This is a genomic window from Skermania sp. ID1734, from assembly GCF_007489285.1.
In the GTDB taxonomy this organism is placed as follows: Bacteria; Actinomycetota; Actinomycetes; order Mycobacteriales; family Mycobacteriaceae; genus ID1734.
This window is the reverse complement of record NZ_VLIY01000011.1, coordinates 68,083-90,174: the sequence shown is the minus strand read 5'-3', so window position 1 is coordinate 90,174 and position 22,092 is coordinate 68,083. Positions and strand designations below refer to the sequence as shown.

General features: G+C 64.4%; 19 protein-coding genes and 1 tRNA gene. 12 read left to right on the top strand and 8 right to left on the bottom strand.

The window, feature by feature from the left end; all coding sequences use genetic code 11:
* Positions 1-7: 7 nt before the first annotated feature.
* On the bottom strand, positions 8-904 hold the full coding sequence (locus FOS14_RS14985; protein ID WP_143771610.1) for a hypothetical protein: 897 nt from the start codon (positions 902-904) through the stop codon (positions 8-10).
* A gap of 81 nt (positions 905-985) precedes the next feature.
* Entirely contained in the window at positions 986-1,162 is a 177-nt protein-coding gene (locus FOS14_RS25250) for a hypothetical protein (RefSeq protein ID WP_255450347.1), read from the bottom strand.
* A 464-nt stretch (positions 1,163-1,626) separates the two neighbouring features.
* Between FOS14_RS25250 and FOS14_RS14975 the strand changes: the two genes are divergently transcribed.
* Both FOS14_RS14975 and FOS14_RS14970 read left to right on the top strand, forming a co-directional pair.
* Complete coding sequence (locus FOS14_RS14975) at positions 1,627-1,992, top strand: nuclear transport factor 2 family protein (RefSeq protein ID WP_143771609.1); 366 nt, start codon at positions 1,627-1,629, stop codon at positions 1,990-1,992.
* 5 nt (positions 1,993-1,997) lie between these two features.
* Positions 1,998-3,044, top strand: a complete 1,047-nt coding sequence (locus FOS14_RS14970) for a branched-chain amino acid aminotransferase (RefSeq protein ID WP_143771608.1) — start codon at positions 1,998-2,000, stop codon at positions 3,042-3,044.
* A 4-nt stretch (positions 3,045-3,048) separates the two neighbouring features.
* Here FOS14_RS14970 and FOS14_RS14965 read toward each other — a convergent pair whose 3' ends face one another.
* Positions 3,049-4,419 (bottom strand): zinc-dependent metalloprotease, encoded by a 1,371-nt coding sequence (locus tag FOS14_RS14965; RefSeq protein ID WP_143771607.1) that lies wholly within the window; start codon positions 4,417-4,419, stop codon positions 3,049-3,051.
* A gap of 419 nt (positions 4,420-4,838) precedes the next feature.
* Here FOS14_RS14965 and FOS14_RS14960 point away from each other — a divergent pair, with 419 nt between their 5' ends.
* Complete coding sequence (locus FOS14_RS14960; protein ID WP_185981785.1) at positions 4,839-5,864, top strand: PDZ domain-containing protein; 1,026 nt, start codon at positions 4,839-4,841, stop codon at positions 5,862-5,864.
* Here FOS14_RS14960 and FOS14_RS14955 read toward each other — a convergent pair.
* Positions 5,861-6,442, bottom strand: coding sequence for a PPA1309 family protein (locus tag FOS14_RS14955; protein ID WP_143771606.1), 582 nt, complete (start codon positions 6,440-6,442; stop codon positions 5,861-5,863). The two genes, FOS14_RS14960 and FOS14_RS14955, sit on opposite strands and share 4 nt — an antisense overlap.
* 116 nt (positions 6,443-6,558) lie before the next feature.
* Between FOS14_RS14955 and FOS14_RS14950 the strand changes: the two genes are divergently transcribed.
* Positions 6,559-9,546 carry a UPF0182 family protein gene (locus FOS14_RS14950; protein WP_185981792.1) on the top strand — a complete coding sequence of 996 codons (2,988 nt, stop codon included), beginning with the start codon at positions 6,559-6,561 and terminating at the stop codon, positions 9,544-9,546.
* A gap of 68 nt (positions 9,547-9,614) precedes the next feature.
* Here the strand turns inward: FOS14_RS14950 and FOS14_RS14945 are convergent, their stop codons facing one another.
* Positions 9,615-10,154, bottom strand: coding sequence for a transglycosylase family protein (locus tag FOS14_RS14945; RefSeq protein ID WP_143771605.1), 540 nt, complete (start codon positions 10,152-10,154; stop codon positions 9,615-9,617).
* 416 nt (positions 10,155-10,570) lie between these two features.
* Here FOS14_RS14945 and FOS14_RS14940 point away from each other — a divergent pair.
* From FOS14_RS14940 to FOS14_RS14925, 4 genes are all read left to right on the top strand, one after another.
* Positions 10,571-10,644 (top strand) — tRNA-Met (locus FOS14_RS14940).
* Between the two features lie 220 nt (positions 10,645-10,864).
* Positions 10,865-11,647 carry an ABC transporter ATP-binding protein gene (locus FOS14_RS14935; protein WP_143771604.1) on the top strand — a complete coding sequence of 261 codons (783 nt, stop codon included), beginning with the start codon at positions 10,865-10,867 and terminating at the stop codon, positions 11,645-11,647.
* Positions 11,644-12,405 (top strand): ABC transporter permease, encoded by a 762-nt coding sequence (locus FOS14_RS14930; RefSeq protein ID WP_143771603.1) that lies wholly within the window; start codon positions 11,644-11,646, stop codon positions 12,403-12,405. The genes FOS14_RS14935 and FOS14_RS14930 overlap by 4 nt, the downstream gene beginning before the upstream one ends.
* 35 nt (positions 12,406-12,440) lie before the next feature.
* Positions 12,441-13,244, top strand: coding sequence for a MerR family transcriptional regulator (locus FOS14_RS14925; RefSeq protein ID WP_143771602.1), 804 nt, complete (start codon positions 12,441-12,443; stop codon positions 13,242-13,244).
* A 24-nt stretch (positions 13,245-13,268) separates the two neighbouring features.
* Here FOS14_RS14925 and FOS14_RS14920 read toward each other — a convergent pair whose 3' ends face one another.
* From FOS14_RS14920 to FOS14_RS14910, 3 genes are read right to left on the bottom strand one after another with little or no spacing between them, the layout of a single operon-like run.
* Complete coding sequence (locus tag FOS14_RS14920; RefSeq protein ID WP_143771601.1) at positions 13,269-13,949, bottom strand: response regulator; 681 nt, start codon at positions 13,947-13,949, stop codon at positions 13,269-13,271.
* Complete coding sequence (locus FOS14_RS14915) at positions 13,946-16,489, bottom strand: sensor histidine kinase KdpD (protein WP_143771600.1); 2,544 nt, start codon at positions 16,487-16,489, stop codon at positions 13,946-13,948. The genes FOS14_RS14920 and FOS14_RS14915 overlap by 4 nt, the downstream gene beginning before the upstream one ends.
* 44 nt (positions 16,490-16,533) lie before the next feature.
* Entirely contained in the window at positions 16,534-16,863 is a 330-nt protein-coding gene (locus tag FOS14_RS14910) for a hypothetical protein (protein WP_143771599.1), read from the bottom strand.
* A 364-nt stretch (positions 16,864-17,227) separates the two neighbouring features.
* Here FOS14_RS14910 and FOS14_RS14900 point away from each other — a divergent pair, with 364 nt between their 5' ends.
* Genes FOS14_RS14900 through FOS14_RS14885 form a run of 4 tightly spaced genes read left to right on the top strand, consistent with a single transcriptional unit; the run spans position 17,228 to position 22,074 of the window.
* A complete protein-coding gene (locus FOS14_RS14900; RefSeq protein WP_143771598.1) occupies positions 17,228-17,317 on the top strand; it encodes a K(+)-transporting ATPase subunit F in 90 nt (29 codons plus the stop codon).
* Complete coding sequence (gene kdpA, locus FOS14_RS14895; RefSeq protein ID WP_143771597.1) at positions 17,317-18,990, top strand: potassium-transporting ATPase subunit KdpA; 1,674 nt, start codon at positions 17,317-17,319, stop codon at positions 18,988-18,990. Before FOS14_RS14900 ends, kdpA begins: the two co-directional genes overlap by 1 nt.
* Before the next feature lie 11 nt (positions 18,991-19,001).
* Positions 19,002-21,137: a potassium-transporting ATPase subunit KdpB gene (kdpB, locus tag FOS14_RS14890; protein WP_255450361.1), complete on the top strand. Its 2,136-nt coding sequence runs from the start codon at positions 19,002-19,004 to the stop codon at positions 21,135-21,137.
* 1 nt (position 21,138) lies between these two features.
* On the top strand, positions 21,139-22,074 hold the full coding sequence (locus tag FOS14_RS14885; protein WP_143771595.1) for a potassium-transporting ATPase subunit C: 936 nt from the start codon (positions 21,139-21,141) through the stop codon (positions 22,072-22,074).
* Positions 22,075-22,092 lie beyond the last annotated feature (18 nt).

Sequence of the window (22,092 nt, the reverse complement as noted above, 5' to 3'; positions counted from 1 at the left end):
GTCCTTGCTAATTCACAGCTTCGCCCAGCGGTTGCCAGCAGTCACACAATCGGTGCGGCACCCAGGGCCGAATCCGGATCGCCGGAGCCTCGAGATCGATTTCGATGGTCGCGTTCACGCTGGCCGGCACGTCGCACGGTTGGGCGGTGATCACCGACTCCACCTGGGCAAGGGCTACCGCGCTGGTAGCCAGAACCGCCGATGCCGGGCCGGCGCCGACCCGACCCAGGAGTTGAGCCGACAGATTGGGCCACTCCCGATCGACACCGCATCGCGCCAAGTCCGCGCAGCGCAGACAACTCGTCTCACCCGGCACGACAAACGGCCCCACAATTCCGCGTCCGTCCCTGATCCGGACCTGCAGGTGCGGAATCGCGTTCGCGACAAGGGCGGTCACGAGCCGCGGATCCGGCACCAGGTCGTCGGCGAGCACCACCAGGTCGGTACGCCACCGCGACATGTCGAGGTCCGCGGGAAGTTTCGTCGACCGCCGCGTGTCGACGCCCTGTGCTCGAAGAGCGGTCCACAGCGTCTCGGTCACCGGGCCGCGGCCGTGCACCCGGATCGATCGCACCACGGGCGGCAGCCACGGCGTTTGCGTGACTATCCCCGCCTCACACAATTCCGCAAGGATGGCTGAGATGTCTGCCGGAGCGATGCCGCACTCGACGGCCCGCCAGACGATGGTCGGTCGCGAGTGTTGCCCGTCGAGCAGTTCGAGCACCTCGACCAGGGTTTCTGGCTCCACGCCGGCGGGCGGTCGCAGTGCACGGCAGCGTTCGGGATCCCAGCCCAACTGCACGCGGCCGTCGCGGCGCAGCAAGATCGGCAAGCGCGGATCGAGTCGCAGGTTACCGCCGGTGTTTACGTCGGATTCGTTGCTCGAGGGAGCGGACAGTGGCATGGCAGCAGTATGCGATGTCAGGTGTGCCGAACACGGTCCGAAATCCGCAGTTATCCACAGGCTCGGTGGTTATGCACAGGATCAATGTGTCAGGACAAGCTTGATGGCCACCACCAGAACGGCAAGCACCGCCAGACCGATGGCGCCGACGAGCGTCACCCCCGACGGCCGCTCGCCCCGAAGCCGGGTGATGACGAAGCTGATCGCCGCGATGCGGACGACCGCGTAGATCTCGGCAGTGAGAACGGCGGTATGCATTTCCAGCCAGCCAGCCTGCAGCGGCGATGGCCAGCATCAGCAGTGGTCCGGCGGCCGAACTGAGAATGGGCAGCGAATTGCGAAGTAGTGCGGGCAGACTCTCCCGTTCGCTGCGAATGTTGTCCCCGACTGCATCGGCGAACAAGTGCGCGAGAAAGGTCGAAAATGCCGTGCCGGCAACGATCAGGAGCCCTTCTACGGGACTGTCCGACCGGCTCACCAACGGAGTCAGCGCCGCGAGAACGAGGATGTTGCCGTAGACGTAGGCGGATATCCGATTGGCCGCCGTGTGAATGAACGCCGGATCGAGGGCCTCGGGCGTGTCGGAAACCTCGGTGTCACCGGACATGGGTTTAGCCTCGCACACGGCGCGTAACCATCGGGTCTCGTCCACGCGCAGGCTGACGCACCGTGTCGGCCACCAGGTTTACGCTGACGGCGAGCAGAGGGGAAGGATGAGCCGTATGGCAGACACTGACTCGAGCATTGCGCGGGTTCGGGAATATTACGAGCGCGTCGACGCGGGTGACGTCGAGGGAGTTGTCAATATGTTCGCCCCCGATGCGGAGTATCAGCGCCCTGGTTATGACCCATTCATCGGACATGCGGCACTCGAGCGGTTCTACGGGGGCCAGCGCGTGATCAAGCAAGGCCGCCACACCGTGACGTCGGTGATCGGCAACGGCGGCGACGTCGCGGTCCAGGGTAGTTTCGCCGGTGTCTTGCACGATGGCTCGGAGGTGTCGCTGCGGTTCGCCGACTTCTTCCGCGTCACCGACGGCGGCGCCTTTGCGCGCCGCGACACCTACTTCTTCGCGCCGATGGTGTGACGGGCATGTCGCAGAAGTACGAGTTCGGCGCCGCGTTCACCGACCACATGATCACGGCCGACTGGTCCCTCGACCAAGGTTGGCACGACCTGCAGATGGGTCCGCGACGCGAGATTCCGATGGACCCCGGAATGGTCGGGTTGCATTACGGCCAGGTGGTTTTCGAGGGCCTCAAGGCGCATCGAGGAGTGGATGACTCCATCGCGCTGTTTCGGCCAGCGGAACATGCCCTGCGTTTCCAGCGTTCGGCGCGACGGATGAGCATGCCCGAACTGCCGGTGGAAATTTTCGTTCGAGCATGCGAAGCACTGACCGCCGCGGACGCGGACCAACTGCCGCACGACGAATCGTTGAGCTTGTACCTGCGGCCGGTGCTGTACGCCTCGGAAGCGCATTTGGCGCTGCGACCCGCCCGCGAGTACCGGTTCCTGCTCATCGCCTTCGTCACGCAGCGGTTCTTCGCGGCGCAGCTCAACGCGTTGACCGTCTGGGTCAGCCGGGAGTACTCGCGCGCCATGCCCGGTGGCACCGGTGGAGTGAAGATCGCCGGCAACTATGCGCCCACGTATCTCGTCCAGCAGCTCGCCGCCGAGCAGGGCTGCGATCAGGTGGTGTGGACGGACTCGGCCGAGCACAAGTGGGTGCACGAACTCGGCGGCATGAACCTTTTCTTCGTGCGCGGCAGCGGCGCCGACGCGCAGGTGGTCACGCCGCCGACCTCTGATGTGGTGTTGCCGGGCATCACGCGCAGCGCGCTGCTCGCGCTGGCCGAAAAGCATGGCTGGCGCACCAGCGAGGAAGAGATCTCCGTCGATCAGTGGCGGCGCGAATGCGCCGAAGGCATCATCACCGAGGTGTTCGCTTGCGGGACGGCTGCGGTGGTGTCACCGGTGGGCCGCGTTCGCGACGGCGAGGGTGACTTCGACATCAACGGCGGTCAGGTCGGCCCGGTGACCGATGCGCTGCATAAGGAACTGGTGGCCATTCAGCAGGGCCGCGCTGCGGACCCAGATGGCTGGCGACACGTGGTGCCGCCCAACGCCACATTGTGAGCTGCTAGGACTCGCCCCGCTCGCGCTGCTCACGCTCGCGCGCTTCGGTTTCCTTCAAGGCGGCGATCGGGTCATCGAACATGGCGGTGTCGCCACCGATGATGCGGTCGATGAAACCGGCTGGGTTGTCCAGGTCAGCACTGTCGGGCATGAGGTCCGGGTGCGCCCACACCTCGTCGCGCTTCTCGATACCGGCGCTTTCGGTGAGTCGGCGCCACAGCGTCGCTGCCTCGCGAACCTTGCGTGGTCGCAGTTCCAGGCCGACGAGCGTGGCAAAGGTCTGCTCGGCGGGCCCGCCGGTCGCGTGTCGGCGGCGCAGCGTCTCGCTGAGTGCCGCAACTCCGGGTAGCCTGTCGCCGAGGGCGTCGGCCACGACCGTCTCCACCCAGCCCTCGATCAACGCGAGCAACGACTCCAACCGCTCCAGCGCAGCCTTCTGCTCCGGCGTGGTCTGTGGTTCGAACGCCCCTTGGGAAAGGATTTCCTCGAGCTTCGACGGGTCGGACAGCGCCATCGGGTCGATCCCCTGGGCGATCTCTTCCATCGCGGACATGTCCAGCCTGATCCCGCGGGCATACTCCTCGACTGTGCCGAGCACGCGCTGACGCAACCACGGCACGTGGCTGAAGAGCCGTTGATGCGCCGCCTCGCGCGCCGCCAGAAAGACCACGACCTCGCGCTCGGGTTGTTCCAGACCCTCGCTGAACTTCGAGATGGCCCCCGGCAGCAGAGCCGCGGTGCCAGCCGAGCCGAGGGGAAGGCCGATGTCGGTGGAGGTGAGAACCTCCTTCGACAGATGGCCGAGCGCCTGACCCAGTTGTGAGCCGAACGCATATCCGCCCATCTGGGTGAGCATGCCCATGAGCGGGCCCGCGAACTGCTGGGCCTCGGGCGGAAGCGATGCGGTCCACATCCCCGAAATCTGTTGTGCCACCGGATCACACAGACGCTTCCAGGTATCCAGCGTCTCTTCTATCCAATCATTGGGCGTCCACGCGGCCGCTTTCGTCGCGCCGGCTGGCAGCGTGGTCGCGCCGTCGAGCCAGACCTCGGCGAGGTGCGCGGCGTCGGAAACTGCGCTGGCAGCGCCAGCCGAAACCGGCGTGACGCTCGCGCCCAGGGTTTGGCGGGCAAGTTGTTTGGCGACGTCGTAATTGACCGGGCCGCTCGACGGGTTCCCCGACGCCATCGAGGAGCCCATGCCGCTGAGCATTTGTCCGAATTGCGTCAGCATCGCACCCAGCGCCGCCGGGTCGAAGCCTTCCATGCTGAAACCGAACGGGTTACCCGGTTGACCGCCCTCACCACCGCGGCGGTCCTTGTCGCGGTCCGGATCGTCGTCGCGGTTGGAGAACCCGAAGGGTAGGTCACTCATACTTCAACGGTACAAGGAGGACACGACTGAGTAGTCACGCTGAGAGGAGTGAACGGTCGGTTCTGGCCTCGTTCCGCTCCTCGCGCGTTCCGCGCTGCGATGCTCGCTCGGCCGCCACCTCCGGAGTGAACGGTCGGTTCTGGCCTCGTTCCGCTCCTCGCGCGTTCCGCGCTGCGATGCTCGCTCGGCCGCCACCTCCGGAGTGAACGGTCGGTTCTGGCCTCGTTCCGCTCCTCGCGCGTTCCGCGCTGCGATGCTCGCTCGGCCGCCACCTCCGGAGTGAACGGTCGGTTCTGGCCTCGTTCCGCTCCTCGCGCGTTCCGCGCTGCGATGCTCGCTCGGCCGCCACCTCCGGAGTGAACGGTCGGTTCTGGGCCTCGTTGCGTTCCGTGCTGCAAGCTCACAGTTACCCTGACCGAGTGAATCGACGGATCGTGACCCTGCTCGTGGCGTTGGTGCCGGTCATCGCGCTCGGTGTCCTCGGCAGTGTCCTCACAGTCCCGTACGCGTCGCTCGGTCCCGGCCCCACCTACAACACCCTCGGTGTGGTCGACGGCAAGCAGGTGGTCGACATCCACGGGGCACCGGTCGACCCGACCTCGGGGCACCTCAATATGACCACGGTGTCCGTTCGGGACGGCCTCAATATCTTCGAGGCGATGGCCCTGTGGGCGAGTGGCCAACAGGGCCTGGTCCCGCGCTCGGAAATTTACCCGCCGGATCGCACCAGGCAAGAGATCGAGCAATCGAACGCCGCCGAATTCAAGCAGTCCGAAAACAGCGCCGAACTCGCGGCGCTGCAGTATTTGAAGTTCCCAACCATTCTGGTGGTAGACGAGGTCTCCAAGGACGGCCCGGCCAAGGATGCGCTTCGCCAAGGCGACGAGCTGATCAGTATCAACGGCAAGCCGGTGCACACCGTCCGCGAGGTGCAGGATGTTGTTGCCGCGGTCAAACCCGGCTCCGACGTGACCATTCAGTACCGCCGCGGCGGCAGCGAGTCCACTGCGGTCATCAAGCTGGGCGCCCGGCCGGACGCGCCCGACAAGGGCTACCTCGGTATCAGTCCCGAGCAGAAGCCGCAGGCGCCGTTCTCCGTCGACTTCAACCTGGCCGACGTCGGCGGTCCCTCTGCCGGGTTGATGTTCAGCCTCGCGGTTATCGACAAGCTCACCCCCGGCGAGCTTTCCGGCGGCAAATTCATCGCCGGCACCGGAACGATCGACGACGATGGCACGGTCGGTCCCATCGGCGGTATCCAGTACAAAATGGCGGCCGCGCGATCGGCCGGTGCCACTGTTTTCCTGGTTCCCGACAAGAACTGCGATGAGGCGCGACAGGAAACTCCCGACGGGCTACAGCTGATCAAGGTCGACGCCCTCAGCGACGCCGTCGGATCGTTGGAAGCGCTGCGGTCGGGTCGGCCGGTCCCGAGCTGCAGCTAGTCCAGGGTCGCGTAGAGCGCGTCGAGGACGTTGGTTGCCAGATCGGGATAGGTGCGCAACTCGATCTCGTCCTCGTCGTCGTCCTGCGGCTTGAGTTGCAGCATGCTCAGCGTCGTCCCGTCGCGTAGCGCGGCGGCGAAGAGACGGGCGCTTCGTCGGCCTGGATGGGCGTGCGCCGCGTCGCGGGCGGCCGCGTCTGCGGCATCCCGGTCCGACAACAGCGGACCCAGCGCGTCGTCGAGGTCGGCTTCAGCGTCGGGCGGCAGTACGACGATCTCCTGCGCGAGCAGGCAGCCCGCGACCGCTTCGGGCCAGCTGGTGGTGGCCAGGAATTCGTCGAGGGCGGGGGAGCCGCCGTCGATGTCGGACGGCAATGCCTCTTGGGCGATCGGGGTGAGCACCGCACCGTCGGACAGCTCGTCGAGCAACGACGGTTCAGCGGCCACGAGGTCCTCGGTGGGTACCAGCGCATAGAGCTGCGGGGGTTGACCCCAGCCCTCGTCATTGAGGAACTCGGCCACGTCTCGCACGCACCGGGCCAATGCCGAGCGCGAAAATCCTTCGATCACGTGCGCCATCTTGCCATTTCGGACACCAGTATCCGGCGCTCGGCGAGCACTCTGAGTTGTTACGTAGAGTGGGGCGAAACGGTCAACGTCGCGGCATCTCGCCGCTGAACCTGGGAGCGTGGCACGTGGGCATGCGGCCCTCTGGTGGTCTCCCGTCGCTGTCGCGGCGGAGTCGTGTGTTGCTGATCGTGGCGCTGGTGTTGGCCGCGCTGCTGCTGATCGGTCCACGATTGATCGACACCTACACCAACTGGCTGTGGTTCGGCTCGGTCGGTTTCCGCGCGGTCTACGTCAAAGTGCTCGTGACCCGGGTCGTGCTGTTCCTCGTGGTCGGCGCGGTCGTCGGCGCCATCGTCTTCCTGGCGTTGCTCGCGGCATACCGGTCACGGCCGGTATTCGTTCCCGCAGGTGGCCCCAACGACCCGATCGCGCGTTACCGCACGACCGTGATGAGTCGGCTGCGGCTGTTCGGAATCGGGATTCCGGCGTTCTTCGGAATCTTGTGCGGCCTTGTCGCGCAATCGAGTTGGGTCACCGCACAGCTGTTCTTGCACGGCGACAAGTTCGGCACCACAGATCCGCAGTTTCACCTCGACGTCGGCTTTTATGCCTTCGATCTGCCGTTCTACCGGATGGTGCTCAACTGGCTGTTTGTTGCGGTGGTGATCGGCTTCTTCGCAAACTTGGTGACCCACTACATCTTCGGTGGGCTCCGCTTGAGTGGTCGCGAGGGCGCGTTGACCAAGGCGGCCCGCATGCAACTTGCGATTTTGGCCGGAACATTCGTGTTGCTCAAGGCGATCGCGTACTGGTTCGACCGCTACTCCCTGCTGTCGAGTGGCCGCAAGGAACCGACGTTCACCGGTGCGGGCTACACCGATATCAATGCCGTATTGCCAGCAAAATTGATCTTGCTCGCTATCGCGGTGATCTGCGCGCTGGCGTTCTTCGCGGCGATCTTCTTGCGCGACTTGCGTATTCCCGCCATGGCCGTCGCGTTGCTCGTACTGTCGTCGATAGTCGTCGGTGCGGTCTACCCGTTGATCGTCGAGCAGTTCTCGGTGCGACCCAACGCGGCCGACAAGGAAAGCCCCTACATCTCGCGTAACATCGCCGCGACCCGGCATGCCTACGGCATTACCGATGACAAAGTGACGTATGAAAACTATCCGGGGGAGGGTACCAAGAACCCGCGCGAGGTCCCCGCGGATGCCACCACCATCGCCAACATTCGGTTGCTGGACCCGAACATTTTGTCGCGCACCTTTACCCAGCAGGAGCAGTTGAAGAACTTCTACGGCTTCCCCTCCTCGCTGGACATCGATAGATACACCATCGACGGCAAAACGCAGGACTACATCGTGGCCGCGCGGGAGCTGTCCCCGAAGAGCCTCACCGGCAACCAGACAGACTGGATCAACAAGCACACCGTGTACACGCACGGCAACGGCTTCGTCGCGGCCCCGGCCAATCGGGTCAACGCTGCGGTTCGGGACGCGGCCAATGAGAACTCGAGTAGCAACAGCGGCTACCCGATTTACACGGTCAGCGACCTGGCGTCGCAGGCGGCCGGCACGCAGACGATCAAGGTGTCCCAGCCGCGCATCTACTACGGCGAGGTCATCTCGCAGGCCGATCCGGACTACGCCATCGTCGGTGCCGAGCCCGGCCAGCAGCCCCGCGAGTACGACACCGACACCGAGCGCTACACCTATCAAGGCGCAGGCGGTGTATCGATCGGCAACTGGTTCAACCGGTTCGCGTTCGCGGCCAAGTACACCGAGCGCAACATCTTGTTCTCCGGCGCTATCGGCCCCGACTCGAAGATCATCTTCAACCGCGACCCGCGCGAGCGGGTGCAGAAGGTGGCCCCCTGGCTCACCACCGACGGTGACGAATACCCGGCCGTGGTCAACGGTCGCATCGTCTGGATCGTCGACGCCTACACCACCCTGGACAACTACCCGTATGCCCAGCGCAGTTCGCTGGAAGGTCTGGTCGAGGACAGCATCGATCAGAACACCGGCCGGCTGCTGCCGCGCAAAGAGGTGTCCTACATTCGCAACTCGGTGAAGGCCACGGTCGACGCCTACGACGGCACCGTGACGCTCTACCAGTTCGACCCCACCGACCCAGTGCTCAAGGCGTGGATGGGTGTCTTCCCAGGCGCGGTGCAGCCGGAAAGCGCGATCAGTCCGGAACTGCGAGCCCACTTCCGCTACCCCGAGGACCTTTTCAAGGTGCAGCGGGAAATGCTGGCGAAGTATCACGTCAACGATCCGCGCGAGTTCTTCACCAACAACGCGTTCTGGTCGGTTCCGAGCGATCCGACGGTTGACAATGGCGGAAACCTGAACCAGCCGCCGTACTATGTGCTGCTCGGTGACCCGCGAACGGGTAAGCCCTCGTTCGACCTCACGAGTGCAATGGTCGGCTACAACCGCGAGTTCTTGTCGGCCTACATATCGGTCAAGTCGGATCCCAACGGATACGGCAAGTTCCGGGTCTTGCAATTACCTACCGACACTCAGACGCAGGGGCCGCAGCAGACCCAGAACTCCATGACGTCTGATCCGCGGGTCGCCTCCGAGCGAACGTTGCTGCAGAACGCCAACCGGATTCAATACGGGAACCTGCTCACCCTGCCGATTGCCGACGGCGGAATCCTGTACGTGGAACCGCTCTACACCGAGCGCAACACCCAGGGCAGTTCCGCCTTCCCGCAGCTCTCGCGGGTGTTGGTGAGCTACCGCGATCCCGGGCCGCAAGGTGGGGTGAAGGTGGGTTACGCGCCTACCCTTGCCGAGGCACTCGATCAGGTATTCGGAACCGGCGCCGGCAGTGCCGCAACCGCGCCCGGCGGTGACGCGGCCACCGGCGGTCAGCAGCAAGGACAGGCCCCGCCGCCTGCCGATCAGCAGGGCGCGGCACCGACGACGCCGAACCCGCCGCCGACGGGACCGTCACCGAGTCGTGATGCAGCCGTGAGCGAGCTCAATTCGGCGCTGGCGAACGTGAAGGCCGCGCAGCAGAGCGGTAACCTCTCGGATCTCGGGGCCGCGTTCGACCGCCTGCAGAAGGCGATCGACGACTACCAGCGAGCCGGCGGGTAGCGCCGCAAAAGACAGAAACACTCCGGACACCTAAGGTGCCGGAGTGTTTCTGGATTAGCTGTGGTGGCTCACGCCTTGCCGGCGACGGCCTTCAGCAGCACGTCGTTGGCCTGCAGGAACTGGTTGTACTGGTCGCCCAGTCCATGCGCAGTGGCAGCGTCACCGATCGTGGCCTTGGCCATCTCGAACGGCGTGGGCGCGGGCGCCGGAGCCGGTGCGGGGGCCGGAGCAGGAGCCGGGGCGGGCTGCGCAGCCTCGACGCCCGAGGACTCACCGCTGGTCAGGTACTGACCGCAGACGGGCCAGGCGCCCTGGCCTTGGGAGGCGAGAACGTTCTCGGCGACGCGAATCTGCTCGGCCTTGCTGGCGTTGGCGGGGCTGCCGGTGCCGCCGTTGGCTGCCCAGGTGCTCTGCGAGAACTGCAGACCGCCGTAGTAGCCGTTGCCGGTGGCGGTGTTCCAGTTGCCGCCACTCTCGCACTGTGCGACGCCGTCCCAGTTGTGGGCCGACGCGGTGCCGGTGGCGAGTGCCATGGGAACTGCAACGAGTGCGCCGGTGGCTGCGGCCATTCCGAGCGCGCGGGTGCTGATCTTCCGGTTACGAGCCATTGTGTTCTAAACCCTCTCCGCGCTCGCCTCCGCGTCTGCGGGCCTGCTCCCTGGATTGGTCGGGGTCCCCGATCCCGCGGAGCAGGTCTGCCGGCAAGCGGCGGGTCGGGCTTGGCCCTCGGTCATCACTATTTCCGGGCCGCAAATGACCGTAGCCAAACAGCGAAGAATGGTCATCCGTGCATATATCGGAAATTGAGGCGCCAATCTAGGCGAATTTATCTACTGTTATTGCAGGTAGCGGGTGGTTTCGAGATAGTAGACACAGGCATTGTTATAAGTTCGTTATTGTGTGCGGCATCACCTGGAAAATGTGGCGCCCGTCACCGAATTGGGGCCGAAAGTGGCGCCTGAAGCCCGTCGTTCCTGGCCGATTTGCCTCCCCGTTCGACCGCCCTGTAACGTGGAGAACGCAACGCGGGGTGGAGCAGCTCGGTAGCTCGCTGGGCTCATAACCCAGAGGTCGCAGGTTCAAATCCTGTCCCCGCTACTAGACATCAGGCGGTTCCCGGAAATCGGGAACCGCCTGATGCATGTTTACCGACAGAGTTATCGCCAAGATCAGGCGAGAATCCCACAAGCCGTGGCCCCTGCGCCGGCGATATGACGCACCCTGAAGCAACCGCCCGAGAACTCACCGGCGGCCATTTTTCGGCAGCGACTCTTGCAGGCTTGACCTTGACCCTGCGTCAGGGTTGCACGCTCTTGTCATGACCACGAAAACAGCCATTGACGTCAGCGGGCTCACCAAGTCCTACGGCGACAACCCAGTGTTGCGGGGCGTCGACCTGAAAGTCCGTTCCGGCGCTATCTTCGCTCTGCTGGGGTCCAACGGCGCGGGCAAGACCACGACCGTGCGGATTCTGTCGACCTTGGTGAAGGCCGATGGTGGTACCGCCATGGTCAACGGGTACAACGTAGCCACGGAGCCGGCTCAGGTTCGCCGATCTATCAGTCTCACCGGGCAATTCGCCGCGGTCGACGAAATCCTGACGGGCCGGGAAAACCTCGTCCTCGTCGCCAGGTTGCGCCGGCTGGCGGATCCCGCCGCCATTGCAGACGACCTGCTCGCGCGGTTCGACCTGCTCGACGCGGCCGGGCGAAGGGTGGCGACCTATTCCGGTGGGATGCGTCGACGCCTCGATATCGCGATGAGTCTCATCGGTAACCCGCCGGTGCTGTTCCTCGACGAGCCGACGACGGGCCTTGACCCGCAGGCGCGGCTCGAGGTGTGGGCGACGGTCCGCGAACTCGCGGGTCGAGGCACCACCGTCCTTCTCACTACGCAATACCTCGACGAGGCAGAGCAACTCGCCGACGCGATCGCGATTCTGCACCAGGGGCGGATCATCGCCAACGGCACGCTCGCCGAGCTCAAGGAGCTCCTTCCGCCCGCAAAGGTCGAATACGTCCAAAAGCAACCGAGTCTCGAAGAAATTTTCCTCACGATCGTCGGCCACGGCGAGAGCAACGCCATCAGGAGCCAGTCATGAACACCGACTTCGCCAGTAACACCACGGTTCTCCTGGGCCGGTCGATGCGGCACATCCTGCGTAGCCCGGACACGATCATCACCGCGGCCATCACGCCGATCGCACTACTGCTGCTGTTCGTTTACGTTCTCGGCGGCGCAATCAATACCGGCAGCGCGCGATACGTCGACTACCTGCTACCGGGGATTCTGCTCATCACCATTGCTTCCGGCATTGCCTACACCGCTCTGCGTCTGTTCACCGACGTGTCGACCGGCATCTTCGAGCGGTTCCAGTCGATGCCGATCACGCGCTCGGCGCTGTTGTGGGGTCACGTGCTGACGTCGCTGGTCGCCAACCTGATCTCGCTAGTGCTCGTCGTGCTTGTTGCGCTCGCGATGGGTTTTCGCTCGGATGCCGGCGTCGGGGCGTGGCTTGCGATCATCGGAATCTTGGTGCTGTTCATTCTGGCCCTCACCTGGCTGGCCGTGATCCCCGGATTAACCGCAAAGTCGGTCGATGGGGCTAGCGGGTTCGCCTACCCGCTCATATTCCTGCCGTTCGTGAGCTCTGCGTTCGTGCCGACCTCTGGCATGCCTACCCCGGTGCGCTGGTTCGCCGAGCATCAGCCGGTCACCTCGATCGTCAACACGATTCGCAACCTGTATGCAAGCCAGCCGATCGGCGACGACGGGTGGATCGCGGTCGCCTGGTGTGTCGGCATACTCGTGCTTGCCTACACCCTCGCGATGCGCGCGTACCGCCGCAAGATCGCCTGAGACGAGGTTTCCTCGGGAAGGTACGAAATAGCGTCATGCTCACAATCAGCCAGCTCGCCGCATACGCCGGGGTCACGGTGCGCACGGTCCGGCACTACCACGCCAAAGGGCTGTTGCCCGAGCCCGAGCGGGATCAGTCTGGGTACCGCCGGTATGACGCTTCAGCGGTTGCCGAACTGATCAAGATCCGCACCCTCGCGCAAGCCGGTGTTCCGCTCTCGCATATCGATCGGCTCCTTCAGGCGGACAGCGCCGAGTTCGCGGCCGCGGTCGAAGACATCGACCATCGGCTGCGACGCGAGATTCGCGAACGAGAACACCATCGGCAACGCATCGCCAAGCTTGCGGCCGGCGACAGCCTGGCCCTGCCTGCTGAGGCGGTCGCCTACCTCGATAGTCTCCGCGACCTGGGCTTCACCGAGCGTTTCATCGGTGGGGAGCGGGATGCGTGGATCCTCATAGCAGCGCAACTGCCCGAACGGATTCCGCTGTACATGAGGATGAAGCAACAACAACTGGCCGACTCCGCAGGTCTGGCGCTGTACCGCAATCTCGCCGACACCATCGACTGGGAGCCGACCGATCCTCGCGTGCCCGCGCTCGTGGACCAACTTGTCGCGCTACTGGAAGCGCCGACTCCGGATGGCCCGGAGAAGAAGGGCGATCATGACGGAGATCCGTCCGAAGACGATCTGCCCGAAGACCTAGCGCGGCTGCTCGACCAGCTCTTCCTCGAGTTGGTGCCAGTCGCAGCACGAGTCCTCGAACTCCTCGAGCAACGCGGCTGGACTGGGTGGACGAATTTAAAGCGCACTGGTCGCATCCGGGCGAATCCGTGACGACGACGAGCGGGGGTCGGCGTTCTACTGTTGGAAGCGGTACCCCATCCCGGCTTCGGTGAGAAGGTGTTTGGGGTCGGCCGGGTCGTCTTCGAGCTTGCGGCGCAGCTGGGCCAAATACACACGCAGGTAATGGGTTTCCGTGGCGTAGGCCGGTCCCCACACCTCCTTGAGCAGTTCCTTTCGCCCGACGAGCTTGCCGCGGTTGCGCACCAACATTTCCAGCATGCCCCACTCGGTCGGCGTCAGGTGCACCTCCGCGCCGTGTTTGGTCACCCGCTTGGCGGCGAGATCGACTGTGAACGAAGCGGTTTCGATGACCGGCTCGTCGGTGTCTGCACCGGTGGAGGCGCGGCGGACGGATGCCCGCAAGCGGGCGAGTAGTTCGTCCATGCCGAACGGTTTAGTCACGTAGTCATCGGCTCCGGCGTCGAGCGCCTCTACCTTGTCGCTCGAGTCGGTGCGCGCCGACAACACGATGACGGGCGCCGATGACCAGCCGCGCAAGCCAGCCAGCGCATCGATACCGGAGATGTCGGGCAGGCCGAGGTCCAGAATTACCACGTCCGGCGGCTTCTCCGCCGCGAGGCGCAGCGCAGCGGTTCCCGTTGCGGCAGTGAGCACCTCGTAGCCGCGAACCGAGAGGTTGATGCGCAGCGCTCGCAAAATTTGTGGTTCGTCGTCGATGACGAGGACGCGCGTCAACGTACTGGCCCGTCGTTGTCCGGGGCCGCCAGATCCAGCACGACGGTCAGTCCACCACCGGGCGTGTCCGTTGCCTGCACAGTGCCGCCCATTGCCTCGACGAACCCGCGAACCACCGAAAGCCCCAGTCCCGCACCTGATCTAGCGTCGCAGTCCCCGAGGCGCGGAAACGGCTGGAACAGCCGGTCCTGGAGGGCGCGGGGCACACCTGGTCCCTCGTCGGCGATGTTGACGACGACGCGGTCCGCCAGTGGCGCGGCGTCGACGCGAACTACACTGTCGTCGCCGTAGCGCAAGGCGTTGTCGATGATGTTGGCCAGTACCCGCTCCAGCAGGCCGGCATCAGCGAGAACGGCGACATCGCCGACCTCTACCTTCATTCGATCGAGCGCGCGGTCGTCCCGGCGTGATCGGATTCCGAGGCTCACCAGCGCACGGTGGACGACCTCGTCGAGGTAAACGGTACGCAGATCTGGGTGGATAACTCCGGCGGCCAGGCGCGAGGAATCGAGCAGGTTACCGACGAGGGAGGTGAGCTGATCGATCGACTCTTCCACGGTGGCAAGCAGTTCGTCGGTGTCGGCGACGGAGAACTGCACGTCGTCGCTGCGCAAGCTCGACACCGCTGCCTTCGCGCCCGCCAGGGGAGTGCGCAGGTCGTGGCTGATCGCCGACAGCAGCGATCGGCGCAGATCGTCGGCCTTGGCCAGCGCCTCGGCTTTGCTGGCTTCGGCGGCGAGTTCGCGCTGCGTGATCAGTCCGGCGGCCTGCTTGGCCACCGCTGTCAGTACTCGCAGATCGGTGGCCTGCACCTTCTGCCCACGCAGCAGCATCCAGAACACGCCGTCGCCGACCTCTACCGCGGTGTCCGCAGAAGCCACCGTTCGGCAGGGATCGTCGCCGACACTGGCTGCGACGGTGGGACCGTCGCCGCTGTCGGCGATGACGCTCACGCTGCGCTGGCCGTAGGTTTCGCGCACCTTTTCCAGCAGCGCGTCGAGGTCGGCGTCGCGTAGGACCGAGCCGGCGAACATGGCGAGCAATTCGGCTTCGCGCGCGGCGTGCCGTGCTTCGCGTGCGCGATTGGCGGCGACGTCGACGAGTCCGGCCACAGCCACGGCGACCGTCAGCAGGACGAGTTCGGTGATGGCGTTGTCCGGTTCAGCGATGGTGAATGTGTAGCGCGGATCGGTAAGGAAGTAGTTCAGCAACAGTCCCGATAAGGCGGCGGACAGTGCAGCCGGAACGATGCCGCCCAGCAATGCGACGGCAAGCACGCCGACGAAGAAGATTGCGCTTTCTCCGCTGAGTTTGAGGAACCGGTCCAAGAACCCGACCGTTACTGCGCAGATGAGCGATGGCACGACGACCGCGGCCACCCAGGCGGCGACGCGTCGTTCGCGCGGCGCCAGCGCGGCCCAGTGCAGGCCGTGACGTGCTTGTTCGTGGGTGACCATGTGCACGTCGATGGGCCCGGATCCGCGGATGGTGCGGGCACCGATTCCCTCGTCGAACAGTCGCGCCCAGCGCGAGCGGCGTGAGGTGCCCAGCACGAGTTGAGTAGCGTTGGATTCCCGCGCGAATTCGAGCAGCGCGCGCGGCACGTTGTCACCGGTGACTGTGTGAATGCTGGCGCCAAGGCTGGCTGCAAGTTCGCGCACCATCACCATGTCGGGTGCGGCGCCGCCGCGCAGTCCGTCACCGTGCACGACGTGCAGAATCATGAGTTCGGCGCTTGACTTCGAGGCGATCCGAGAAGCCCGCCGGATCAGCGTGGCCGACTCCGGCCCGCCGGTGACCGCGACGACCACCCGCTCGCGGGCCTCCCAGGTCGCGGTGATGTTGTGGTCGGCACGGTACTTCGCCAGCGCGGCATCGACTTGGTCGGCAAGCCACAGCAACGCCAGCTCACGCAGCGCGGTGAGGTTGCCGCCCCGGAAGTAGTTCGACAGCGCCGCGTCCACCTTTTCCGGCGCGTACACGTTGCCGTGGGCGAGCCTGCGCCGCAGTGCTTCTGGAGTGATATCGATCAACTCCACCTGCGCCGCACTGCGGACGACAGCGTCGGGAACGGTCTCCTTCTGCTCGATGCCGGTGATCTGGCGGACCACGTCGTTGAGGCTTTCCAGATGTTGGACGTTGACGGTAGAGATCACGGTGATACCCGCGGCCAGGATCTCCTCGACGTCTTGCCAGCGCTTGTGGTGCCGGCTGCCCGGCGCATTGGTGTGCGCGAGCTCGTCGACGAGCGCGACCTGCGGATGGCGTGCGAGCACGGCTTCGACGTCGAGTTCGGCAATGGTCGTTCCGCGGTGGCTGATCTCACGGCGCGCAATGACCTCGATGCCGGCGAGTAGTTCGGCGGTCTTCTCCCGCCCGTGCGTTTCCACCACGGCGGCAACGACATCGGTGCCGCGGTCGAGTCGCCGGTGAGCTTCCCCGAGCATGGCGTAGGTCTTCCCGACTCCCGGCGCCGCACCGAGGTAGATGCGCAACTCACCACGCTTGGGACGACTCTCGCTCACGTGTTCATCATCCATCGATCCAGTACCCGGGGCACGGGTTCGGTTATCCTGGCCGACACTCACAGCTCGTCGACGCCCCCCGCATACAAGGCATCCCAGGTGGCAAACCGCTGCAGCTGTGATGCGACCGTAAACCCGAACGAAGTCAATTGAATTGGTGTTTCGCGCTCGACTACACCCGCCGCATCGAGGACCCGCAATGCCCGCGCGACAGCGATGGGAGACTTACCCAGGATCTGCACAACCGCGAAAAACCGAACCGGACCCGCGGCCAGGCACTCCAGCACCTCGACCACCGCGGGGTGCGACACGATATCCCGTAGCTGCGCGAGAAATACGGTCTCGTCCTCGCCCTCCCACCGCGACGTGGGTCGTGATACCTCAACCACACCGCCAACTTAGGTCGAGTTTCGGTACGTCGACAGTGATCTTGACGGAATCCATACGGCTAGATAGTCCGGCAATCCTCGTGCGGGGTGCTTGTTGTCTGCCGGGTCGAAAGCCGTACGCGGCGTTCGGGAACCGTCAAGAGCAGCGGCGGGTGCGTAAGGAACTCGTCAAGGTCGACAACAGCTGACCGAACCGGCCTTAGCGTCGGCTCGACCCTGAACCAGGGACGTCACCGGCCGCGGGCACCGGATTCTGCTGCGGCGACGAATCGAACGGAGGACGGATGAGCGTTGTCGTGTTTCTCGTGCTGACCGTCGGCATCTTCGCGCTACTGGGCATCGTTGCGAGACGGGTGGAGAAGCTATGAGTGTCGACAATCTTGTCGGCTTGGTCCTGTTGGTAGGGCTGGCGCTGTTACTTCTTGTCGCATTGCTGTTTCCGGAGCGGTTCTGATGAGTTCGGCGATGTCGGGACTGGCGTTCATCGCAGCCCTGGTCCTCGCGCTGGCGGCGGTTCATGTGCCGCTCGGTGACTACATGTACCGGGCCTACAACGGCCGCAAGCACTTCACGTTCGAACGCGCCGTGTACCGCTTGATCGGGGCCGATCCCGACGCCGAACAGAGCTGGGCCGCATACGCGCGCAGTGTGCTGGCCTTTTCCGCGGTCAGCATCGTCGTTTTGTTCGGGCTTCAATTGCTGCAGCAGCATTTGCCGCTGAACCTGCACAATCCGGCGACGCCAATGTCAGCGAATCTGGCGTGGAACACGGCAGTCAGCTTTGTGACCAATACCAACTGGCAGGCGTATGCAGGGGAGTCGACACTCGGTCATCTCGTGCAGATGGCCGGGCTGACGGTGCAGAACTTCGTCTCCGCAGCAGTAGGGATGGCGGTCGCGGTTGCGCTCGTCCGCGGCTTCGCGCGACGGCGTACCGGCGAACTGGGCAACTTCTGGGTCGACCTGGTTCGCGGCACCATCCGAATTCTGCTGCCCATCTCGTTTGTCGCCGCCGTGGTGTTGATCGGTGCCGGGGTTATCGAGAACTTCCACCTCAACGACCAGATAGTCAACACCATGACCGGCACCAAACAGACCATTGTCGGCGGTCCCGTGGCGAGCCAGGAGGCGATCAAGGAGATCGGGACCAACGGCGGCGGGTTCTACAACGCCAACTCCGCGCACCCGTTCGAAAACCCGACGGCATGGAGCAATTGGCTCGAGGTGTTTCTGCTGTTGCTGATCAGCTTTTCCTTGCCGCGCACGTTCGGCCGCATGGTAGGTGACCGCAGGCAGGGGTACGCGATCGCCTCGGTGATGGCCACCATCGCCGCGACGAGCGTGACGTTGATGGTGTTGGTCCAGCAGCAGCACCACGGAACCGTACCGACTGCGGCCGGAGCTGCGATGGAAGGCGTCGAAACGCGCTTCGGCGTGGTGGATTCCGCTGTGTTCGCGGATGCGACGACGCTCACCTCAACCGGCGCGGTCGACTCAGCTCATGACTCGTATACAAGTCTCGGTGGCTTGATGAGTTTGTTCAACATGCAACTCGGTGAAGTCGCGCCGGGCGGGGTCGGCTCGGGGCTGTACGGAATGCTGATTCTCGCCGTCATCACCGTCTTCGTCGCCGGGCTCATGGTAGGTAGGACACCGGAGTATCTGGGCAAGAAGATCAGACCCCGTGAAATCAAACTTGCCGCAAGCTATTTCCTCATTACACCGTTGATCGTGCTGATCGGAACGGCCGTCGCCATGGCGCTGCCAGGCGAGCGCGCGGCAATGCTCAACACCGGGCCACACGGCTTGTCCGAGGTGCTGTACGCGTTCACATCCGCGGCAAACAACAATGGGTCTGCCTTTGCGGGGTTATCGGCGAACACCGCTTGGTGGAACACCGCGCTGGGGTTGGCAATGGTCTTCGGTCGTTTCCTGCCAATGATTTTCGTGCTCGCTCTCGCCGGTTCCGTAGCCGGTCAAGGATTCACGCCGCAATCACAGGGAACGCTTCCGACGCACCGGCCGCAGTTCGTCGGATTGGTCGCTGGGGTGACGGTCGTGCTGGTTGCCCTGACCTTTCTGCCCGCGTTGGCCCTTGGGCCACTCGCCGAAGGGATTCACTCGTGAAAGTCGCGACACTGGGCCCCGCAACGCAATCCCGCGTTTCGCCCGTCGAGCCGCGCCGGGACCTGCGCGGTCTACTCGATCCGCACACGCTGTTGGCATCGGTTCCCGCCGCGATGCGCAAACTCGATCCACGCACCCTATGGCGGAATCCGGTGATGTTCATCGTCGAGATCGGGGCCGCTTGGACAACGGTTTTGGCGGTTCGCGACTCCTCGTGGTTTGCCTGGGTGACGGTTGTTTGGCTGTGGCTCACCGTCGTCTTCGCCAATCTCGCCGAAGCCGTCGCGGAGGGCCGCGGCAAAGCTCAAGCCGATGCACTGCGCAAAACCAAGACAGGCACCACTGCGCGACGTGTTACCAACTGGGTTCCGGGTGAACCTGTTGTCGAGGAACGAGTTCCGGCGCAGTTGCTGCAGCCCGGCGATATTGTTCTCGTCGAGGCGGGCCAGATCATCCCCGGCGATGGTGACATCGTCGAAGGCATTGCGTCGGTCGATGAATCGGCCATCACCGGCGAATCAGCACCTGTCATTCGCGAATCCGGTGGTGACCGCTGCGCAGTAACCGGCGGCACAATCGTGTTGTCGGACCGCATCATCGTAAGAATTACCCAGAAGCCAGGTGAAAGCTTCATTGACCGCATGATCGCCCTGGTCGAAGGTGCCAACCGGCAGAAGACACCGAACGAGGTCGCGCTCAACATCCTGCTGGCAGCACTCACAATCATTTTCGTCTTCGCCGTCGCGACCTTGCAGCCGCTGGCGATCTATTCGAAAGCCAATGCGCCAGGGATTGCCGACACTGGCGCGCTCAACGCCAACGGTGTCAGCGGAATCGTGATGGTGGCACTTTTGGTGTGCTTGATTCCGACCACCATCGGCGCGCTGTTGTCCGCCATCGGAATTGCCGGCATGGACCGGCTTGTGCAGCGCAATGTGCTCGCTATGTCCGGACGCGCCGTGGAAGCCGCCGGGGACGTCAACGTCCTGCTTCTGGACAAGACCGGCACGATCACCCTTGGCAATCGTCAAGCGGCCGAATTCATCCCGCTCGCTGGTGTCACGGTCGCAGAGCTGGCCGACGCCGCCCAGATGTCGAGCCTTGCGGACGAGACGCCCGAGGGCCGCTCGATTGTGGTTTACGCGAAAGACAATTACGGGCTGCGAGCCCGCACGCCTGGCGAACTCAGCCGCGCGCACTGGGTCGAGTTCACCGCAGCGACCCGCATGTCCGGTGTCGACCTCGACGATGGCCGGATATTGCGCAAGGGCGCGGCCGCTGCGGTCGCTGCCTGGGTCAGCGACAACGGCGGAACCGTTCCGCAACAATTGCACGAGATCGCGGCGCGAATTTCCGCCGCTGGCGGGACCCCGTTGGCTGTCGGTGAGGCCACCGCCGGATGCACCCGAGTGCTGGGCGTGATCTACCTCAAAGACGTTGTCAAGCAAGGCATGCGAACTCGTTTCGACGAAATGCGTCGGATGGGTATCCGGACGGTCATGATCACCGGCGATAACCCGCTGACCGCCAAGGCGATCGCGGCGGAGGCAGGCGTCGACGACTTTCTCGCCGAGGCCACACCCGAGGACAAATTGGCCTTGATCAAACGCGAGCAGGCCGGCGGACGACTGATCGCCATGACCGGCGACGGCACCAACGACGCGCCGGCCTTGGCGCAGGCCGACGTCGGCGTTGCCATGAACACGGGTACGTCGGCGGCGAAAGAAGCTGGCAACATGGTCGATCTCGACTCCGATCCGACCAAGCTGATCGAGATCGTCGAGATCGGCAAGCAACTGCTAATCACCCGCGGAGCGCTGACCACCTTTTCCATCGCCAACGACATCGCCAAGTACTTCGCGATCATCCCCGCGATGTTCATGGCCGTGTTCCCCGGTCTCGACCTGCTCAACATCATGCGGCTGCACAGCCCTCAATCGGCGATCTTGTCGGCAGTCATCTTCAATGCGGTCGTCATCGTCGCGTTGATACCGCTCGCCTTGCGGGGTGTCCTCTACACCCCGAGCAGCGCGGCGAAACTGCTGAGCCGAAACCTCGGCATCTACGGCCTCGGCGGCATCGTCGCGCCATTTATCGGCATCAAGCTCGTCGATCTCGTCGTCCAATACCTTCCGGGGATGTCCTGACATGTTCATTACCAGCCTGTTTCGCCAGCATCTGGCAGCCCTGCGCGCGCTGCTCGTATTGACCGTGGTTACGGGCGCTGCCTACCCCCTGGCCGTCTGGGGGCTCGCCCAAATCCCCGGTTTGCGTGACAAGGCCGACGGATCGATCATCGATGTGTCCGGGCGGCCCGTCGGCAGCGAGTTGATCGGGCAACCCTTCGTCGACGCCAACGGAAGCCCGCTACGGCAGTACTTTCAAAGCCGCCCCTCCTACGCGGGAACTGGGTACGACCCGACCAACAGCGGAGCTGGCAACCTCGGACCCGAAAGCATCGTCGACACGCCGGGCGACCCTGTCAAACTCGACCACGGAGCGAAACCGGCCGACGCCGGGTTCAAACCGAGTCTCTTGACAACTGTTTGCGCCAACAGCTTCGCCATCGGCGAGCTCGAAAGCGTCGACGGTCGCCGGCCGTACTGCACTGCCAACGGAGTTGGCGCGGTGCTGTCTTTGATCGGACCACGCGACGCCAGGGGCAACGTCACGCGACCGATTCGGGTCGTCAGTGTCAACGAACCGTGTTCGTCGGATCCCCGCAAACCGACCGCTACCTTCATTGCGGCTTGGGCGGGAGTCAAGGTCGAATGTGCCCGCTACGGCGAGGATTACGCGGCCGGGCAAATCATCCCGGTGCGTGGCGACGCCCCCGCGATCTCACCGATACCGCCCGACGCGATCACAGCCAGCGGCAGCGGGCTGGATCCCGACATATCTTCCGCCTACGCCCGACTGCAGGTTAGCCGAATCGCGTCGGCGCGAAGCATCACGACACAGCAAGTCCTCGGCGTCCTCGCGGATAACACCCACAACCGCACGCTCGGGTTTCTCGGTGAACCAACCGTGAACGTGTTGCAAGCCAACCTGGAACTCGACCGGAAATACCCGGTGCGGAGCTGATCGCGCCGCGGTCCTCCA

Bases quoted from the DNA above. Each gene is read 5' to 3' on its own strand.
- FOS14_RS14945 (WP_143771605.1), bottom strand. From the start codon at position 10,154: ATGGCTCGTAACCGGAAGATCAGCACCCGCGCGCTCGGAATGGCCGCA.
- FOS14_RS14885 (WP_143771595.1), top strand. From the start codon at position 21,139: ATGTTCATTACCAGCCTGTTTCGCCAGCATCTGGCAGCCCTGCGCGCG.
- FOS14_RS14925 (WP_143771602.1), top strand. From the start codon at position 12,441: ATGCTCACAATCAGCCAGCTCGCCGCATACGCCGGGGTCACGGTGCGC.
- FOS14_RS14900 (WP_143771598.1), top strand. From the start codon at position 17,228: ATGAGTGTCGACAATCTTGTCGGCTTGGTCCTGTTGGTAGGGCTGGCG.
- FOS14_RS14930 (WP_143771603.1), top strand. From the start codon at position 11,644: ATGAACACCGACTTCGCCAGTAACACCACGGTTCTCCTGGGCCGGTCG.
- FOS14_RS14935 (WP_143771604.1), top strand. From the start codon at position 10,865: ATGACCACGAAAACAGCCATTGACGTCAGCGGGCTCACCAAGTCCTAC.
- FOS14_RS14965 (WP_143771607.1), bottom strand. From the start codon at position 4,419: ATGAGTGACCTACCCTTCGGGTTCTCCAACCGCGACGACGATCCGGAC.
- FOS14_RS14915 (WP_143771600.1), bottom strand. From the start codon at position 16,489: ATGGATGATGAACACGTGAGCGAGAGTCGTCCCAAGCGTGGTGAGTTG.
- FOS14_RS14955 (WP_143771606.1), bottom strand. From the start codon at position 6,442: ATGGCGCACGTGATCGAAGGATTTTCGCGCTCGGCATTGGCCCGGTGC.
- FOS14_RS14970 (WP_143771608.1), top strand. From the start codon at position 1,998: ATGTCGCAGAAGTACGAGTTCGGCGCCGCGTTCACCGACCACATGATC.
- FOS14_RS14975 (WP_143771609.1), top strand. From the start codon at position 1,627: ATGGCAGACACTGACTCGAGCATTGCGCGGGTTCGGGAATATTACGAG.
- FOS14_RS25250 (WP_255450347.1), bottom strand. From the start codon at position 1,162: ATGCATACCGCCGTTCTCACTGCCGAGATCTACGCGGTCGTCCGCATC.
- FOS14_RS14985 (WP_143771610.1), bottom strand. From the start codon at position 904: ATGCCACTGTCCGCTCCCTCGAGCAACGAATCCGACGTAAACACCGGC.
- kdpA (WP_143771597.1), top strand. From the start codon at position 17,317: ATGAGTTCGGCGATGTCGGGACTGGCGTTCATCGCAGCCCTGGTCCTC.